This is a genomic window from Sphaerisporangium sp. NPDC005289 (genome assembly GCF_040607455.1).
Classification (GTDB): domain Bacteria; phylum Actinomycetota; class Actinomycetes; order Streptosporangiales; family Streptosporangiaceae; genus Sphaerisporangium; species Sphaerisporangium rhizosphaerae.
Genome location: NZ_JBEXGS010000002.1, coordinates 225143 through 241854, shown reverse-complemented (window position 1 = coordinate 241854; position 16712 = coordinate 225143). Strand labels below are relative to the sequence as shown.

Here is a 16712-nt window from a genome sequence, read left to right as displayed (position 1 = left end):
GGCCGGCCGGCCGCGGTGACGGCGCAGAACGCAGCGCGATGAGCTACGCCTTCATCGCCCTGTACGCGATCCTCGCGGTCGCGTTCGGGATCCTGCCCGCGTTCTACGCCCTCTACCTCGCGTTCACCACCGGCGACGGCGGCTTCGCCGGCGTTGACAACTTCGTCAAGGTCGTCGGCGACTTCCGTTTCGGGCCGGCCGTCACGCACGTCGCGCTGTACCTGGTGATCTGGCTGGTCGCCCTGGTGGTGCTGGTCTCGTTCCTGGCCATCGTCGTGCACGCGGTGCGCGTGCGGTGGATGAGCCGGACGCTGCGCTTCATCTTCTACCTGCCGGGCGCCCTGGCGGGCGCCTCCAGCGTGCTGCTGTGGCTGTTCGTGCTCGACCCGACCGCGAGCCCGGTATCCGGGCTGCTCCACCTGCTGGGCTTCTCGAGCTTCGTGCAGACCATCGTGCCCGGCAATCTGCCTCCGGTCTTCGCCATCATCGCCTTCTGGACCGGCGCCGGCGGCTGGATCGTCATCATGTACGGCGCGCTGAACAACATCAGCCACGACGTGATCGAGGCGGCGCGCATCGACGGCGCGACCACCGTGCAGATCGCCTGGCGCGTCCAGCTGCCGCTGCTGCGCAAGTGGATCTCCTACATGGGCATCATGTCGCTCGCCGCCGGCACGCAGCTGTTCGTCGAGCCCCAGTTGCTCTCGCAGGCCAGCAACGCGGTGGTGCCCAACGACTACTCGCTCAACCAGCTCGCCTACCAGTACGCCTTCCAGCAGAACGACTTCAACGGAGCGGCGGCCATCTCGCTGCTGCTGCTGGTCATCGCCCTCGCGCTGTCGGCCGTCTTCGTGACGCGCGGCGGCCTGTTCGAGAGGGGCTGAGCCCATGACGACAGTGGACGCCGGCCGCCACGCCAAGAGCCGCAGCGGCCTGGGTGGCTGGAGCGGCCGCACGATCGTGGCGGTCGTGGTCGTGGTCTTCGTGCTCTTCTTCGCCATCCCGATCGTCTGGCTGCTGCTGGCGACGACGAAGTCGGCGCGCGGGCTCATCATCGACAGTCCGTTCCTGCCCGGAAGCCTCGGCGAATTCGCCGCCAACTGGGACCAGCTGTTCGGCTTCCAGGACGGCGCGGTGACCGCCTGGGTGGGCAACTCGGCGCTGTACGCGCTCGGCGCGCTGGTCATCACGCTCATCGCCAGCATCCCGGCGGGCTACGCGATGGCCCTGACGGAGTTCCGCTTCCGGCGGCTGCTGCTGGTGCTGACGCTGATCGTGATGCTGATCCCGAACACCGCGCTGGTGCTGCCCATCTTCCTGGAGCTGAACGTGGTGGGGCTGATCGGCAGCCCGCTCTCGGTCATCCTGCCGATGTCGTTCTTCCCGTTCGGCGTCTATCTCACCTACATCTACTTCTCGACGAGCGTTCCGCGTGACCTGCTCGCGGCGGCCCGCCTCGACGGGTGCAGCGAGCTCCAGGTGTTCACGCGGGTCGCGCTGCCGCTGGCCGCGCCGATCATCGCGCTCGTCGCGTTCTTCAGCTTCGTGCAGAGCTGGAACAACTTCTTCCTGCCCTTCGTGATGCTGCCCTCGAGCGAGGGGTACCCGATCCAGGTCGGGCTGACCTCCCTGCTCGCCTCGACCCCGGCGTTCAACCCCAGCTCCGCCGGGGCCCAGTCCGTGCAGTTGCCGACGCTCGCGCTCGCGACCGTCATCTCGGTGCTGCCCGTGCTGATCGTCTTTCTCTTCGCGCAGCGCTTCCTTGTCGCCGGCATGACGGCGGGCGGCACCAAGGAGTGAGCCGAAACCCTGCCAAAGGAGCAATGTGAAGGTCACCGGCTATCGCAGCCTGACAACAGAGCACGACTGGGGACGCCTGATCGGCGACGCCAACGGGGTCATGCCCGAGCCGCGTACCGAGGTGCACGTGCTGATCCTCGAGACCGACAGCGGTCTCGAGGGGGTCGGACTCGGTGCGCACGGCGACATCGACCGCGTCTTCGGCGCCGTCGAGGGCGAGGACCCCCGGGCCGTCTCGGCGCTTTACGACCGGATGCTGGCCCGGGTGTTCAAGACCGGCCACTCGGGCGCGACGTTCGGCGCCATCGGCGCGATCGACATGGCCCTCTGGGACCTCAAGGCGAAGGCGGCCGGCGAGCCGCTCTGGCGCACCCTCGGCGGCCTGGACCGGTTCGTTCCCGGCTACGCCTCCGGGCTGGACATCGCCCTCGACGACGACGCCCTGGTACGCCTGTACGAGCGCTTCGCCGACCGCGGGTTCAGCGCCGGCAAGCTCAAGGGCGGCCGCAATCTGGCGCACGACCTGCGCCGGCTGGAGGCGTTGCGGGACGTCCTCGGGCGCAATTCAGCGCATCCCGCCCTGATGTTCGACGCCAACGAGTCGTGGAACCGTTCGCAGGCCGTCCGGTTCGTCACGGCGCTGGAGCGCACGGTCGACCTCACCTGGATCGAGGAGCCGGTGCGGCGCTGGGACGCGGCCGGGCTGGCCTCGGTCCGGCGGGGCATCCGCGCCGCCGTCGCGACCGGCGAGAACCTCACCGGCCTCGAGCAGTACCGGCCGCTGCTGGACGCCGACGCCGTCGACATCGTCCAGGTGGGCAACGTGTGGGGCATCACGCACTTCCTGCGCGTGGCCGCCGTGGCCCACAGCCTCGACCTGCCGGTGAGCCCGGTGGCCTACCACGGCAACCCCCTGGCGCACGCCGCCGTGGCGGTGCCCAACCACCTGACCTTCGAGGTCCAGGACCTCTCCTCGCCGGTCGGTCTCACGATCGACCAGGAGTTCGCGGACGGCGGGATCGTCCTCGGCGACGAACCGGGCATCGGCATCCGGGTGGACGAGGAGCACATCAACGCCGTGCGCGCCGCCAACCCGCCGGCCGCCACCACCGGGCCGCATGTCCGTCCCAACCGGGCGGGCCTGCGCATCGTCCCCGACTCGCGTCAGGACGAGCCCATCGGCGCCCCCGCGGTGGAACGGGTGGGGTCGTGAGCGCCGGGCGCCGCGTCGAGCGTCACGCCCTGGTCGTCGGGGTCCGGCCGGAGCGCCGCGAGGAGTACCTGGAACTGCATCGCGACGTCTGGCCGCAGGTGGAGCAGACCCTGCGCGAGGCGAACGTGACCAACTACTCCATCTTCATCGTCGGCGACACCCTGTTCGCCTACTACGAGTACGTCGGCGAGGATCACGCCGCCGACATGGCCCGCATCGCCGAGGACCCCGTGACACGCGAGTGGTGGACCCACACCGATCCGTGCCAGGTGCGCATCGTCGAGGAGCGCGATCCCGGCGCCCTGTGGCAGCCGCTCGACGAGATCTGGCACCTGCCGTGAGCGGTTCCATCGACGCGCACGTCCATCTCTGGAACCGGCGGACCGACCCCCAGCCGTGGATCGACCCGGCGACGATGGCGGCGATCGACCGGGACTTCGCGCCCGGCGATCTGGAGCGGATGCTCGATTCGACGGGCATTCAGGCCGCCGTCGTCGTGCAGTCGAGCAACAGCGCCGCCGAGACACGGCGGCTGCTGGCCCACCCGAGCCCGCGCATCGCCGGGGTGGTGGGCTGGATCGACCTCACGGGCGATGTCGCCGCGCAGGTGGACGCGCTGGACCCCGCCGCGTGCGCGAGGCTGGTCGGCATCCGCCACCTGGTGCACATCGACCCCGATCCCGGCTGGCTGTCACGGCCCGAGGTGGCGACGGGGTTGAAGGGGCTGGCCGCGCGCGGCCTCGGCTTCGATCTGGTCGTGCGGTCGTGGCAGCTGCCGTCGGCCGCGGCCGTCGTGTCCGCGCACCCTGAGGTCCGCTTCGTCGTCGACCACCTCGGCGGGATCGCCGAGACCGGCGACCCCGCCGGCTGGGAGGCCGGCCTGCGCGAGCTCGCCGCCCGGCCCAACGCCTACGCGAAGATCTCCGGGCTGGCCGGAATGCCGCGCGGCGGCGACCGGGCGGGGCTGCGCCGCGTGGTCGGCGTGGCGCTGGAGGCCTTCGGCCCGGAGCGGCTGATGTACGGATCCGACTGGCCCCTCGCCGAGCTCGGGACCGGTGCCGTCGCCTGGCGGGGCGCCGTGGAGGAGCTGATCGGCGAGCTGGCCGTGCCGGAAAGGCAGGCGATCTGGTCGGGCACCGCGTCGGCGTTCTACCGGCTCGGCGCCTGACGGCGGGGGCGCGGATCGGCTGGACCGGGGGCCGCCACGGCGTGCCGGGGATCGGCCTCGGCGGCCCGCCGCTTCGGTGACCTCACCCACCTCGTGCGCGGCGGTGTGGCGTCCCGGGCGGGGCGGTGTGGCGTCCCGGGCGGGGCGTCAGGTGACCGGGACGGCCGTGGCCGAAGTCACCGCTGCAGGCGCACCCGTGCGCCCGGAGTCACCGCTGCACGCGCACAAGTGCGCCCGGTGCTATCGCTGCAGGCGGACGGGTGCGCTTCGGCCGGTGCGGCGGACCAGCCACGCCTCGGTGATGTGGGTGAACATCGCCTCGGCGGCACCCGCCGGGTCCCTGGCCGCGATGCGCTCGTAGACGCGCCGGTGGCCCTGGTTGGAGGCCACGCACAACGCGGGCTCGGTGCGGCCCATGTAGCGGGCGGTGTTGATGGCCTGCTTCTCCAGGGAGCGGACCACACCCCGGGCGATGCGGTTGCCGGATCTCTGCATGATCGTGTCGTGGAAGGCGCGGTCGTGGTCGGCGTAGGTGAGCGGATCCTCCACCAGTTCGTCCATGCGGTCGACCAGAGCGCGCAGCCGCTCGACGGTCTCCTCGTCCGCCAGGCGCGCGGCGACGTTCGCCATGTCGGACTCCAGCAGGCGCCGAGTGACGACGAGGTCGTCGAGGATGGCGAGGGACTCGTCTTCGGCGATGGTCACCCCGAGGACGAGCTCGTCGAGCATGTCCCAGTTCGTCGGCGGAGTGACGAGGGTGCCGAAGCCCTGACGGACCTGCACCAGGCCCTTCTCCTGGAGGATCTTCACCGCTTCGCGGATGACGGTTCTGCTGACCGAGAAGGTCTCGCACAGGTCGGCCTCGCGGGGCAGTGCCACGCCGGGAGGGTGCACTCCGCGTACGATGCGTTCCACCAGCTCGGCGGTGACCGCCTTGGCGAGATTGGCCGGTCGTCGCGCCCACACCGGGGGAGTGGTAGCACTCACCTCTGCATGCTGTGATGCCGTCATGTCCCCTCCGGATGGCGCGCCGCAGACGGCGTCACGACTTGACCCCCACTGTACTTCACCGTAAAGACATTACACATCATACGGGTGATGTTTGGCGAGCCCCCCTGTCCGATGTCGCTCCGGTCCGAGCCTCGGCCGTGATCGCCGCCGGTGCGCCGTGACGAAGAGCCCGGCAGGCGGTGGTCGCGCGCGTCGGAGCGGAGGCGGCCGGGCCGCCTCCATGAAGCTTTCATGCCCCTGCGGGTCCGCATCCCTGCGGAGCGGTGAACGGGCCCGGCGGCTTGGCCTGCGCGTCTACCGGGCGTGCCGCCGGCGCCTGGTCCCCGCCTCGGCTCTCGCGCGGCGGGCGCGGCCGCGGACACCCTATTGACGGCTTACGTCATACGAATTACCTTCCGCAGCAGAGGGCCGGGATCACCGGCCGCTCTGGGGAAAGTGAGCGGCGATGGGCGGCGGGCGCCGTGGCCGGCGGTGCCGGTGGCGGAGTGGCCGCGCGCCTCCCGGCACCGCTTGACGAAGACCTGCGCCGGCCCCGCTGGACCGGCTTCGGTAGGGCGTTCCGCCTTCCGCACCCCCCACCCCTATCAGGAGGTCCCATGTTGCAATTGTCGAAATCCGTGGTGCGGAGGTTGGTGTCGGCCGGGGTCGCCGCGCTGGGACTGACCGCCGCGGCCGCGCTGGTGGCGCCCGTCCTTCCCGTCTCGGCGGCCACCACGACGCTCTACGCCTCCCCTTCCGGCACCGGCACCGACTGCACCGCCGCCCAGCCCTGCTCGTTGACCGGCGCGCAGACCGCGGTGCGGTCGCGCGTCGGCGGGATGTCCGGTGACATCGTCGTGGAGCTGGCCGACGGGGTGTACCGGCAGTCCGCGCCGTTGCGGCTGACCGCCGCCGACTCCGGCGCCAACGGATACCAGGTGGTGTGGCGGGCGGCCGCTTCGGCGCACCCGGTGATCAGCGGCGCCAGGGCGGTCACCGGCTGGTCGATCGCCGACTCGGGCAAGAACATCTGGCGGGCCAGTGTCGGGACCGGGATCGACGCCCGGCAGCTCTACGTCAACGGCGCCCTCGCCACCCGCGCGCGCACCCAGGTCAACCGGGGCGACTTCACCGCCAGCAGCACGGGCATGAGGTTCAGCAACTCCGCCCTGAGCTACCTGAACAACCTCGCCAACCAGAACCGGGTCGAGATGGAGAGCATCGGCTCCTTCACCGACCGGTACGTGCCGGTGCAGAGCATCAGCGGCGGCATGATCACGATGCAGCAGCCCGCCTGGAACAACAACAACTTCGGCTACGACGTCTTCGCCAGCCCGCACCGGGCGGGGCCGCTGTACCTGGAGAACGCCTACGAGTTCCTCGACTCGGCGGGCGAGTGGTACATCAACCCCGGGACCGGCGTCCTGTACTACATCCCGGCCTCCGGGCAGAACATGAGCAACCTCAGCGTCGAGCTGCCGGTGCTGCAGTCCCTGGTCGACGTCGGGGGCACCTACGACGCGCCGGCGCACCACATCACCTTCAGCGGCATCACCTTCACCGGGACGAGCTGGCTCGGCCCGAGCAGCAACCAGGGATTCGTGGACCAGCAGACCGGCTCCTACATCGCCGGCAACTGGAACTGGCCGAGCTTCGGCTCCTGCAACGAGGGCTGCCAGCAGTTCGAGGCCGCCCGGCCGAACTGGTTCCAGATGCCCGCCGCCGTCCAGGTCTCCGCGGCCAACAACATCACCTTCACCGACTCCCAGTTCACCAACCTCGGCCAGACCGCCATCGGCATCGGCAACGACGCCAACGCCCACGCCAGCGGCGTCGGCCTCGGCGCGAGCAACATCACGGTCACCCGGTCGGAGATCGCCCGCAACTCGGCGGGCGGCATCGTGATCGGCGGCGTGCGCGCCGACGCCCACCACCCCAGTGACCAGCGCATGGTGAACCGGAACATCACCGTCAGCAACAACCGCATCCACGACCTCGGCCTGGACTACCGCGGCATCGTCTCGGTGCTGCCCACCTATGTCAGCACCGCCCTGATCTCGCACAACGAGGTCTACAACCTGCCCTACACCGGCATGTCGATCGGGTACGGCTGGGGCGCCAACGAGCCGGGCGGCAACACCTCCTACACCAACCGCGGTCTGTACAACTACCAGCCGCGCTACACCACGGCGACGACCGCGTCGAACAACCAGCTCATTGGCAACTACGTGCACGACGTGATGCAGCAGATGACCGACGGCGGGTGCATCTACACGCTCTCGTGGAACCCGAGCGCGGTGATCAGCGACAACTACTGCCTGCGGACCAACGGCTACTTCGGGGTGTACTTCGACGAGGGCTCCAAGTACTACACCGTCCGCAACAACGTGTTCTCCTCCATCGGCACCTGGGCGACCGCCAACTACTGGGGCGGGGAGAACATGGGCAACTTCACCGTCACCGGCAACTGGACGAGCAACAGCAGCACCAACATCACCAACGGCGACCGCGGCAACGTCGTCAACAACAACGTCACCGTCTCCAACGGCAACTGGCCGTCGGGCGCCCAGTCCGTGATGGCGTCGGCCGGACCCCAGAGCGGCACCCCCTCTCCCTCGCCGTCACCGAGCCCGGGCACGGGAACCGCGATCAGGGGCACCGGGTCGGGCAGGTGCCTGGACGTGCCCAACTCCAGCCAGACCAACGGCACCCAGGTCGACATCTGGGACTGCAGCGGGCAGGCCAACCAGAAGTGGACCTCCACCAGCGCCGGTGAACTGCGCGTCTACGGCAGCAAGTGCCTGGACGTGAACGGCGCGGGGACCGCTGACGGCACCGCGGTCATCATCTGGGACTGCAACGGCCAGAACAACCAGAAGTGGACCTTCAACAGCAACGGCAGCGTCACCGCCGTCGGCTCCGGCAAGTGCCTGGACGTGTCGAACAACGGCACCGCCAACGGCAGCAAGATCCACATCTGGACCTGCCACGGCGGGACCAACCAGCAGTGGACCCGCAGCTGAGCCTCCACGGCTGAGATCCGGCGGCTGAGATCCGGCGACCCCGCCGAGGCGACCTGCCTCGGCGGGGCTTGCCGGTCCGTGGCGGAGCGCTCTCTCAACCGCCTGGACGTCGCTCGCCCGCGCCGTCCACCGCCGCGGACCGCGAGCGCTGATCATAACAATTCAACATACGTCATACATCCGACGTCTCACCTGTTGTAGTCCCGGCCGGGCGAAGCCGGTCAGAGCGGAAGCAGCGGAAGCAGGGCATTGAGGCGGCCGGAGGCGAAGCCGGACAGGTCGAGCGAGCAGAACGTGAAGCCGGCGTCGCGGACGGCGGCGTCGATGCGGGTGCGGACCTCGGCCGCGCGGGGGATCTCCTCGCTCGGGACCTCGACGCGGGCCAGCGTGCCCTGGGCGTGGGCGCGGACGCGGCAGACGGGGAACCCCAGGTCGCGCAAGGCGGCCTCGGCGGTCTCGATCTTGCGCAGGATCTCCGGGGTCACCGGATCGCCGTAGCTCACCCGCGAGGCCAGGCAGGGCGCGGCGGGCTTGTCCGCCGTGACCAGGCCCAGCTCGTGGCTGAGGGCGCGGACGTCGGCCTTGGTCAGCCCCGCGTCGACCAGCGGGGTGACGGCGCCGCGCTCGGCCGCCGCGCGCTGACCGGGCCGGTGGTCGCCGAGGTCGTCGAGGTTGGTGCCGAGCGCCATGCGGGCGCCCATCGCGGCCGCCAGCGGGGCGAGCGCGTCGAACAGCGCCGACTTACAGTGGTAACAGCGGTCGCGGCCGTTGGCCGCGTACTCGGGCCGCTCGGCCTCGTCGGTGCAGACCTCCAGGTGCGCCAGGCCGTGGCGCCGGGCGAACGCGCGGGCGGCCGACCGTTCGGCGGCGGCCAGGCTGGGGGAGACCGCGGTGACCGCGAGCGCCCGCGCGCCGAGCACGCGGGCGGCGGCGAAGGCGAGCAACGCGGAGTCGGCGCCGCCCGAGTAGGCGACGACCAGAGCAGTCTCGGCGCTCAGCCGGTCGTTCAGCCGGCGCAGGAGGTCATCCATCTGTGATCCAAACATCCGATCAATGTGACGTGAATAATGGTGCCATACGAGGTCGTCGGCGATCTGGACGATCCACTCGGGGTGTGAGGCTTTACCGCGACCCGATGAATCTGCCAGGCTCGCCATAATTCGTACCATCCCTGAACCAAGCGGAAGAAGGCAGTTCGTGAAGCTGTTGCGAGTGGGCCCGGCGGGCGGAGAACGTCCCTGCGTGCTCGCGCCCGACGGCCGCGTCCTGGACCTGTCGTCGATCACACCGGACATCGACGGCGGGTTCCTGGCCGGGGGCGGCGTCGAGCGGGTGCGCTCGGCCCTTTCCGAGGGCGGCCTGCCCGAGGCCGGGCCGTACGAGCGCGTGGGCGCCCCCGTGGCCAGGCCCGGGAAGGTCGTCTGCATCGGCCTGAACTACTCCGACCACGCCGAGGAGACCGGGGCGGCCGTTCCGGCGGAGCCGGTGGTGTTCATGAAGGCGTCCAACACGATCGTCGGCCCCGACGACGAGGTCCTGGTGCCGCGCGGCAGCGTCAAGACCGACTACGAGGTCGAGCTGGCCGTGATCATCGGCCGCACGGCCCGCTATCTGTCCTCGCCCGAGGAGGCGGCGGAGGTGATCGCCGGATACGCCGTCGCCAACGACGTCTCCGAGCGCGAGTTCCAGATCGAGCGCGGCGGCCAGTGGGACAAGGGCAAGTCGTGCGAGACGTTCAACCCGCTCGGCCCGTGGCTGGTCACGGCGGATGAAGTCGGCGATCCGCAGGCGCTCGGCCTGCGGCTGTGGGTGAACGGCGAGCCGCGCCAGAACGGCGACACCAAGAACCAGATCTTCGGCGTGCACCACGTGGTCTGGTATCTCAGCCAGTTCATGGTGCTGGAGCCGGGCGACGTGATCAACACCGGCACCCCGGCGGGAGTGGCGATGGGCATGGGCCCGGAGGCGTACCTGCGCGAGGGCGACGTGGTGGAGCTGGAGATCGACGGCCTGGGCCGCCAGCGTCAGCGGATGGGGCAGGCGTGAGCGCCGGCCGAGCGCTTCCCGGGCGCACCGCCGGCCCGCGCGCGTGCGAACCGGCGCGGGAGGGACGATGAGCGGGGGCGAGCCGCGGGGCGAGTTCGACGGGCTGGTGGCCGTGGTGACCGGCGGCGCCTCCGGCATCGGGCAGGCCGTCGCGGAGGAGCTGTCCGCGCGGGGTGCGCAGGTCGCGGTCCTGGACCTCAGGGACACCGAGTTCGTGTGCGACGTCACCGACGACGCCGCCGTCCGCCGGGCGGTCACGGCGGTCGCCGAGCGGTACGGTCGCATCGACGTGCTGGTGAACAACGCGGGCATCGGCGCGCAGGGCACGGTCGCCGACAACGACGACGCCGAGTGGCTGCGGGTGTTCGACCTCAACGTCGTGGGCATGGTTCGCGTCACGCGCGCGGCCCTGCCGTACCTGCGCCGATCCCCGCACGCGGCGGTCGTCAACACCTGCTCGATCGCGGCCACGGCCGGACTGCCCCAGCGGGCGCTGTACTCGGCGTCCAAGGGCGCGGTGCTCGCGCTCACCCGCGCGATGGCGGCCGACCACATCCGCGAGGGCATCCGCGTCAACTGCGTCAACCCCGGCACCGTGGACACCCCCTGGATCGGCCGGCTGCTGGACGCCGCCCCCGACCCGCAGGCCGAACGGGCCGCGCTGGCCGCCCGGCAGCCGCACGGCCGCCTGGTCGGCGCGCAGGAGGTCGCCGCCGCGGTCGCCTACCTGGCGAGCCCCGCGTCCGGCTCCACCGTCGGCATCGAACTGGCCGTCGACGGCGGCATGGCCGGCCTGCGGCTACGGCCGACGGGGTCATGAGAGCCGGCCTCGGGGCGTACGGGCTCGGCACCGCACCGCTCGCCGGGCTGTTCGCCCCGGTGGAGGAGGCGCAGGCGGAGCGGACGCTGGCCGCGGCGTGGGAGTCGGGGATCCGCTACTTCGACACCGCGCCGCACTACGGGAGCGGGCTGGCCGAAGAGCGCCTCGGGCGTTTCCTGCGGGGACTGCCCGAAGGCGCCGGCGAGGCGGTCGTCTCCACGAAGGTCGGCCGCGTGCTGGTCCCCGGCGACGGCGAGGAGGACGGCTTCCCCGGCCGGACCGGGTATGTGCGGATGCGGGACTACAGCCGCGACGGCGTCCTGCGCTCGCTGGAGGACAGCCTGCGGCGCACCGGGCTCGACCGGTTCGACCTGGTGTTCATCCACGACCCGGACGACCACTGGGAGCAGGCCGCGGGCGAGGCGTACCCGGCGCTGGCCGAGCTGCGCGACCAGGGCGTGGTCGGCGCCATCGGGGCCGGGATGAACCAGGCCGAGATGCTGACCCGGTTCGTCCGGGAGACCGGCGTCGACGTGGTCCTGGTGGCCGGCCGCTACACGCTGCTCGACCGGTCGGCGGCGGCGGAACTGCTGCCCGAGTGCGAGCGCCGCGGCGTCGCGGTCATCGCGGGCGGGGTCTTCAACAGCGGTGTGCTCGCCGGGGGCGCCACCTACGACTACGACGCCGCCCCACCCGAGGTCCTCGCACGGGCCGGCGAGCTGGAGCGGATCTGCGCGTCGTACGGGGTGCCGTTGCCGGCGGCGGCGCTGCGGTTCCCGCACCGGCATCCGGCCGTGACCACGGTGCTGATCGGCGCGCGCAGCCCGGAGGAGATCACGCAGGACGTGAGGCTGACCGAGACGGACCTGCCGGACGCGCTGTGGAAGGAGCTGGACCATGCGGGTTGACCTGGCCTACGGCACCGGCGGGCTCGCCGTGGACCTGCCGGACGAGCGCACCACGGTGATCACCCCGGTGGACAGGGCCGCCGCCGGTGACGAGGCGGCGGAACTGCGGCGCGCCCTGCGCGAGCCGGTCGCCGGTCCGCCGTTGCGTGAACGGGTGAGCCGCGGGCAGACCGTCGCGATCTCGGCGTGCGACGGCACCCGGCCGCAGCCCCGCCATCTGATGATCCCGGCGATCCTGGCCGAGCTGGACGGCGTCGTCGACCTGGACGACGTGGTGATCCTGGTCGCCACCGGCACCCACCGCGGCAACACCGACACCGAGCTGCGGGCGATGTTCGGCGATCAGGTGGTGGACGCGGTGCGGATCGTCAACCACGACGCGCGCGACGCCTCGTCGCTGCGCTGGATGGGCCGCTTCGGCAAGGACGTGCCCGTCTGGCTCAACCGTGAGTGGGCCGACGCGGACGTGCGGATCACGACCGGCTTCGTGGAGCCGCACTTCTTCGCCGGCTTCTCCGGCGGTCCCAAGCTGGTCGCGCCCGGGCTCGCCGCCCTGGAGACGGTGCTGACGCTGCACGACGCGGCCCGCATCGGCGACCCGCGCGCCACCTGGGGGGTCATCGAGGGCAACCCCGTCCACGACGACGTCCGGGCGATAGCCGCCGGGACCGGGGTCACCTTCGCCCTGGACGTCGTGCTCAACCGCGAGCAGAAGATCGTGCGGGCGTTCGGCGGCGACCTGGCGCCGATGCACGCCGCCGCCACGGCCGCCGCCCGCGCCGCGGCGATGCGGCCGGTCGCCGAGCCCTTCGAGGTGGTGGTGACGACCAACGCGGGCTTCCCGCTCGACCAGAACCTCTACCAGTCGGTGAAGGGCATGAGCGCCGCCGCCCAGGTCGTCCGGCCCGGGGGGACGATCATCTGCGCCGCCGAGTGCCGGGACGGGTTCCCCGACCACGGCTCCTACCGGGAGGTGCTCACCTCGGCGGCCTCGCCGGAGGCGCTGTTCCAGGAGATCTCGCGCCGCACGGTGACCGTTCCCGACCAGTGGCAGGTGCAGATCCAGGCACGCATCCAGCGCGCCGCCCGCGTGATCATGCACACCTCGCACCTGAGCGACGCAGAACTGGCCACGGCCCACCTGGAGCAGACCGGCGACATCGCCGCCACCGTAGAATCCTTGCCGGGCCGGGTGTGCGTCCTGCCGGAGGGGCCGATGACCATCCCGTACCTGGCCGAGGAGGTGTAGTGCTCCGCCGTCCGCCGATCTGCCCGCCGATCCGCCCGCCGATCCGGTCGCCGCTGCCGGGGGCCCGCGCCGCCCGGCCGGGCGCCGTCCGCCGCACGGGCCCCGCATGAGCGAGTCGACGGACCTCGGGTACGCCCGGGTCGACATAGACAGGGAGGCCCGCCAGGGGCTGCCCGAGATCGTCTACGGTCCGGGAAAGCAGGTGGCCGAGATCGCCGGCATCGTCACCGCCCTGCTCGACCGCAACACCGGCCCGGTCCTGGTGACCCGCGTCGAGCCCGGCGCCGCCGCGGCCGTGCTCGCGCTGGTCCCCGGCGGCCGGTACGAGGAGGCCGCGAGCCTGCTCGTCTGGCGCGAGGCGCGGCCGATCGGCCACACGGTGGCGGTGGTCACGGCGGGAACGGCGGACGGCCCGGTGGCCGCCGAGGCCGCCGCCGTCGCCGCCGCGCTCGGCCTGCGCACCACGATGGTCAGGGACGTGGGCGTGGCCGGAATCCACCGGGTGCTCGCCGCCGCCGCCGACCTGCGCGCGGCCGACAGCGTGATCGTCATCGCCGGCATGGAGGGGGCGCTGGCCAGCGTCGTCGGCGGGCTCGTTGAGACGCCGGTGGTCGCGGTGCCCACCTCCACCGGCTACGGGGCCGCGCTGGAGGGCGTGACCGCCCTGCTCGCCATGCTCACCTCGTGCGCGGCCGGGATCACCGTGGTCAACATCGACTCCGGGTTCGGCGCCGCGCTGGCGGCCTACCGCCTCACCAGGCGGCCAAGGTGATCCTCTATTTGAATCCGTTCACCGGCCTGGCCGGCGACATGCTGCTCGGCGCGCTCCTGGACGCGGGCGCCTCGATCGACGCCGTGCGACGGGCCGTCGCCATGACCGGCCTGACCGGCTGGCGGCTGGAGGCCGAGCGGGTGCGCACCGGCGCGCTGGTCGCCCTGCGGGTCCGCATCGACGTCGACGACGACGCCACCGAGCGCCCCGCCTCTGCCCTGATCGAGATGGCCTCCCGCGCCGGACTGCCCGTCGCCGAGGCGGCGCTCACCGCGATCGCCGAGGCGGAGGGCGCACTGCACGGAGTCCCGGCCGCGGAGGTCCACCTGCACGAACTCGGCGGGCACGACTCGCTGATCGACATCGTCGGGTGCGCGGCGGCACTGCGGGACCTCGGCGTGACCCGCGTCCACTGCGCGCCGCTGCCTCTGGGCGGCGGCACCGTGCGAACCCGCCACGGCACGCTTCCCGTCCCCGCTCCGGCCACCCTCGCCCTGCTCAAAGGGGCACTGGTGCGAGGCGGGGAGGCGGGGGAGGCCGTCACGCCGACCGGAGCGGCCCTGCTGCGGGCCGCGGGCGCGGTGTACGGCCCGGCGCCGGAGATGGAACTGCTCGCCACCGGATACGGCGCCGGAACCCGGGTGCTGCCGGACCGGCCCAACGTGACCGTGGCCATGGTCGGCCGGCCCCTCGCCGAGCCGGGCCGCCAGGTCGTCCTGTCGACCAACCTCGACGACGTCACCGGAGAGGTCCTCGGGCACGTGATCGCGCGCGCCATGGCCGCGGGCGCGGCAGATGCCTGGGCCACGCCCGCCGTCATGAAGAAGGGCCGTCCCGCGCACGTCCTGCACGTGCTGGCGCCGCTCGAGTCGGCCGAGCAGCTGCAGGAGCTCGTTCTCGCCGAGACGGGGAGTCTCGGCCTGCGCCGCCACGTGGTCGAGAAGGTCGCGCTGCCCCGGCACTTCGAGACCGTGAAGCTGTACGGACACCAGGTGCGGATGAAACGCGGGCCGTGGGGCGTCAAACCCGAGCATGACGACCTGGTCGTCCTGGCCGAGGCCACCGGAAGGCCGCTGCGGGAGCTGGCGCGAGAGGCCCTCGACGCCCTGTGACCCGCGTGCGGGCACTTCCGGTGTCCTCTGACAGGCGGAGCGAACCGGGGTCAGCGGTAGCCGGCCGCGGTGATGCTGGCGTGGACGGCGTTCTCGGTGGCGTCGGAGGGGTAGCCCGCGACCATGGCCCCCTCGTAGAAGGTGCCCGCGCTGAGGTTGGCGCCGCCGCCCGGCTTGCAGCAGTCACCGCCGCTGCCCAGGACGATGGCCCCCTGCTTCTTCATGGGGCTGTATCCGTTGGGCAGGGAGCCGTCCCACAGGGTGGTCAGGCCGCCGGACTGCGCGTTGCCGCCCTTGATGGCGAAGCGCGAGGTGCCGTTGTTCTTCAGCGTCGCGGTGACGAACTTGCTGTTGAACGCCCGCTGGTTGGGGTTCCAGGAACTGCTCCCCCCGGGGAACAGGCCCCACTCCAGGTCGGCCTGGACCCAGGGACCGGAACCTGAGCAGCCGCCGAACCAGCAGCTGGTGCCGAAGTAGATCGCGTCCATGGCGCCCGCGGCGTCGGCCTTGCGGGTGGTCTCGCTGTTGCCGTAGTCGAAGCAGCATCCGCTGTTGACGTGCGTGCCGCTGGTCACCATGTACATACCCTCGGGGGCGGTGCCGGTCGGGACGCCGGTCAGGTGGCCGTCGCGCCAGTAGCTGTTGCCGGGGTTGATGTACAGCGAGTACGCCTTGCTGTTGCCGACCGTCAGCGACTCGGTGGTCGCCCGGGCGGGGCTGCTGGACGTCGAGCCGGGAACCTGGCTCGATCCCTGGTACCACAGGTCGTTCCCTCGGCCCGACTGGTCGTACAGCACGGTGATGACGCACGTGGTGCCCGAGCAGAAGGAGTCCTGGGACGCGGCGTTGGCGACGCCGCCCTGGCTCAGCACGCCGATGTTGCGGGTGGTGTTGTCCGACGAGCGCCTGACCTGGTACAGGTTTCCGTTGTAGGCGCTGTACAGCGCCCGCGTCGTGCTGTGCGCGGCCACACACGGGGTGCCGCCCGAGGCGTAGATGTCACACGGCAGTCCGGTGCCCGGCGAGGGGGTGGTGGTGGGGGTGACCGTGGGAGTGGGCGTGGGGGTCGGCTGGGCCGAGGTGGTCCATCTCTGGTTGCTCTGGCCGTTGCAGGTCCACAGGATGACCGCGGTGCCGTTGGCGGTGCCCCCGCCGTTCACGTCCAGGCATAGTCCCGACTGGACGCCGGTGATCGACCCGTTGGAGTTCTGCCGCCACTTCTGATTGTTCTGCCCGTTGCAGGACCAGATGACCACCTGCGTCCCGTTCGAGGTCTGGGCGTTGTAGGCGTCCAGGCAGCGCGTGCCGTTGAAGGTCCGCAGCTCCCCGGCCGAGGTGAACTCGAACGCCTGGTTGGCCTGACCGTTGCAGTCGTAGATCTGCATCGCCGACCCCTGCGTGTCGACGTTGCCCCGCACATCCAGGCAACGCCCCGACGCCGCGCTGACCAGCGGCGCCGTCGCCGCCGACGCCGGCACAGACCACAGCAGCGTGGCCGCCAGCAACGCCATGAGACAGGCGGCCATGGCCACCGGCGACCATGGCCGGCGACGGCCGGACGGGGGAACGGGTGATGAGCGCATTGTTCAACTCCTTGGGGGGTGGAGGCAC

The 16712-nt window shown here is 71.6% G+C and carries 15 protein-coding genes; 12 read left to right on the top strand and 3 right to left on the bottom strand.

Going from position 1 to position 16712, the window contains the following annotated elements; all coding sequences use genetic code 11:
* Window positions 1-38: 38 nt before the first annotated feature.
* The 5 genes from ABZT47_RS03875 to ABZT47_RS03855 are packed head-to-tail and all read left to right on the top strand — an operon-like array spanning window position 39 to window position 4181.
* Window positions 39-884 (top strand): sugar ABC transporter permease, encoded by an 846-nt coding sequence (locus ABZT47_RS03875; protein WP_354835869.1) that lies wholly within the window; start codon window positions 39-41, stop codon window positions 882-884.
* A gap of 4 nt (window positions 885-888) precedes the next feature.
* Window positions 889-1800, top strand: coding sequence for a carbohydrate ABC transporter permease (locus ABZT47_RS03870; protein WP_354835867.1), 912 nt, complete (start codon window positions 889-891; stop codon window positions 1798-1800).
* Between the two features lie 25 nt (window positions 1801-1825).
* Window positions 1826-3013, top strand: coding sequence for a mandelate racemase/muconate lactonizing enzyme family protein (locus ABZT47_RS03865; RefSeq protein ID WP_354835865.1), 1188 nt, complete (start codon window positions 1826-1828; stop codon window positions 3011-3013).
* A complete protein-coding gene (locus ABZT47_RS03860) occupies window positions 3010-3354 on the top strand; it encodes an L-rhamnose mutarotase (protein WP_354835863.1) in 345 nt (114 codons plus the stop codon). The genes ABZT47_RS03865 and ABZT47_RS03860 overlap by 4 nt, the downstream gene beginning before the upstream one ends.
* Complete coding sequence (locus tag ABZT47_RS03855; RefSeq protein ID WP_354835861.1) at window positions 3351-4181, top strand: amidohydrolase family protein; 831 nt, start codon at window positions 3351-3353, stop codon at window positions 4179-4181. Before ABZT47_RS03860 ends, ABZT47_RS03855 begins: the two co-directional genes overlap by 4 nt.
* Before the next feature lie 240 nt (window positions 4182-4421).
* Here the strand turns inward: ABZT47_RS03855 and ABZT47_RS03850 are convergent, their stop codons facing one another.
* Window positions 4422-5168, bottom strand: a complete 747-nt coding sequence (locus ABZT47_RS03850) for a FadR/GntR family transcriptional regulator (RefSeq protein ID WP_354835859.1) — start codon at window positions 5166-5168, stop codon at window positions 4422-4424.
* A 620-nt stretch (window positions 5169-5788) separates the two neighbouring features.
* Between ABZT47_RS03850 and ABZT47_RS03845 the strand changes: the two genes are divergently transcribed.
* Window positions 5789-8194: a ricin-type beta-trefoil lectin domain protein gene (locus ABZT47_RS03845; protein WP_354835857.1), complete on the top strand. Its 2406-nt coding sequence runs from the start codon at window positions 5789-5791 to the stop codon at window positions 8192-8194.
* Window positions 8195-8415: 221 nt separating this feature from the next.
* Here ABZT47_RS03845 and larE read toward each other — a convergent pair whose 3' ends face one another.
* Window positions 8416-9225 carry an ATP-dependent sacrificial sulfur transferase LarE gene (larE, locus tag ABZT47_RS03840; RefSeq protein ID WP_354835855.1) on the bottom strand — a complete coding sequence of 270 codons (810 nt, stop codon included), beginning with the start codon at window positions 9223-9225 and terminating at the stop codon, window positions 8416-8418.
* Window positions 9226-9391: 166 nt separating this feature from the next.
* Here larE and ABZT47_RS03835 point away from each other — a divergent pair, with 166 nt between their 5' ends.
* From ABZT47_RS03835 to larC, 6 genes are all read left to right on the top strand, one after another.
* Window positions 9392-10240, top strand: coding sequence for a fumarylacetoacetate hydrolase family protein (locus ABZT47_RS03835; RefSeq protein WP_354835853.1), 849 nt, complete (start codon window positions 9392-9394; stop codon window positions 10238-10240).
* Window positions 10241-10307: 67 nt separating this feature from the next.
* Window positions 10308-11060: an SDR family oxidoreductase gene (locus ABZT47_RS03830; protein WP_354835851.1), complete on the top strand. Its 753-nt coding sequence runs from the start codon at window positions 10308-10310 to the stop codon at window positions 11058-11060.
* Entirely contained in the window at window positions 11057-11968 is a 912-nt protein-coding gene (locus tag ABZT47_RS03825) for an aldo/keto reductase (RefSeq protein ID WP_354835849.1), read from the top strand. The genes ABZT47_RS03830 and ABZT47_RS03825 overlap by 4 nt, the downstream gene beginning before the upstream one ends.
* Window positions 11958-13217 (top strand): nickel-dependent lactate racemase, encoded by a 1260-nt coding sequence (gene larA / locus ABZT47_RS03820; RefSeq protein ID WP_354835847.1) that lies wholly within the window; start codon window positions 11958-11960, stop codon window positions 13215-13217. The genes ABZT47_RS03825 and larA overlap by 11 nt, the downstream gene beginning before the upstream one ends.
* Before the next feature lie 106 nt (window positions 13218-13323).
* A complete protein-coding gene (gene larB, locus ABZT47_RS03815; protein WP_354835845.1) occupies window positions 13324-13989 on the top strand; it encodes a nickel pincer cofactor biosynthesis protein LarB in 666 nt (221 codons plus the stop codon).
* Window positions 13986-15101 carry a nickel pincer cofactor biosynthesis protein LarC gene (gene larC / locus ABZT47_RS03810; RefSeq protein ID WP_354835843.1) on the top strand — a complete coding sequence of 372 codons (1116 nt, stop codon included), beginning with the start codon at window positions 13986-13988 and terminating at the stop codon, window positions 15099-15101. Before larB ends, larC begins: the two co-directional genes overlap by 4 nt.
* A 50-nt stretch (window positions 15102-15151) precedes the next feature.
* Here larC and ABZT47_RS03805 read toward each other — a convergent pair whose 3' ends face one another.
* Window positions 15152-16684: a lectin gene (locus ABZT47_RS03805; protein ID WP_354835841.1), complete on the bottom strand. Its 1533-nt coding sequence runs from the start codon at window positions 16682-16684 to the stop codon at window positions 15152-15154.
* Window positions 16685-16712: the final 28 nt, after the last annotated feature.

Coding starts and splice junctions, on each gene's coding strand:
- ABZT47_RS03875 (WP_354835869.1), top strand. CDS start 39: ATGAGCTACGCCTTCATCGCCCTGTACGCGATCCTCGCGGTCGCGTTC.
- ABZT47_RS03870 (WP_354835867.1), top strand. CDS start 889: ATGACGACAGTGGACGCCGGCCGCCACGCCAAGAGCCGCAGCGGCCTG.
- ABZT47_RS03845 (WP_354835857.1), top strand. CDS start 5,789: ATGTTGCAATTGTCGAAATCCGTGGTGCGGAGGTTGGTGTCGGCCGGG.
- larE (WP_354835855.1), bottom strand. CDS start 9,225: ATGGATGACCTCCTGCGCCGGCTGAACGACCGGCTGAGCGCCGAGACT.
- ABZT47_RS03830 (WP_354835851.1), top strand. CDS start 10,308: ATGAGCGGGGGCGAGCCGCGGGGCGAGTTCGACGGGCTGGTGGCCGTG.
- ABZT47_RS03825 (WP_354835849.1), top strand. CDS start 11,057: ATGAGAGCCGGCCTCGGGGCGTACGGGCTCGGCACCGCACCGCTCGCC.
- larA (WP_354835847.1), top strand. CDS start 11,958: ATGCGGGTTGACCTGGCCTACGGCACCGGCGGGCTCGCCGTGGACCTG.
- larB (WP_354835845.1), top strand. CDS start 13,324: ATGAGCGAGTCGACGGACCTCGGGTACGCCCGGGTCGACATAGACAGG.
- ABZT47_RS03805 (WP_354835841.1), bottom strand. CDS start 16,684: ATGCGCTCATCACCCGTTCCCCCGTCCGGCCGTCGCCGGCCATGGTCG.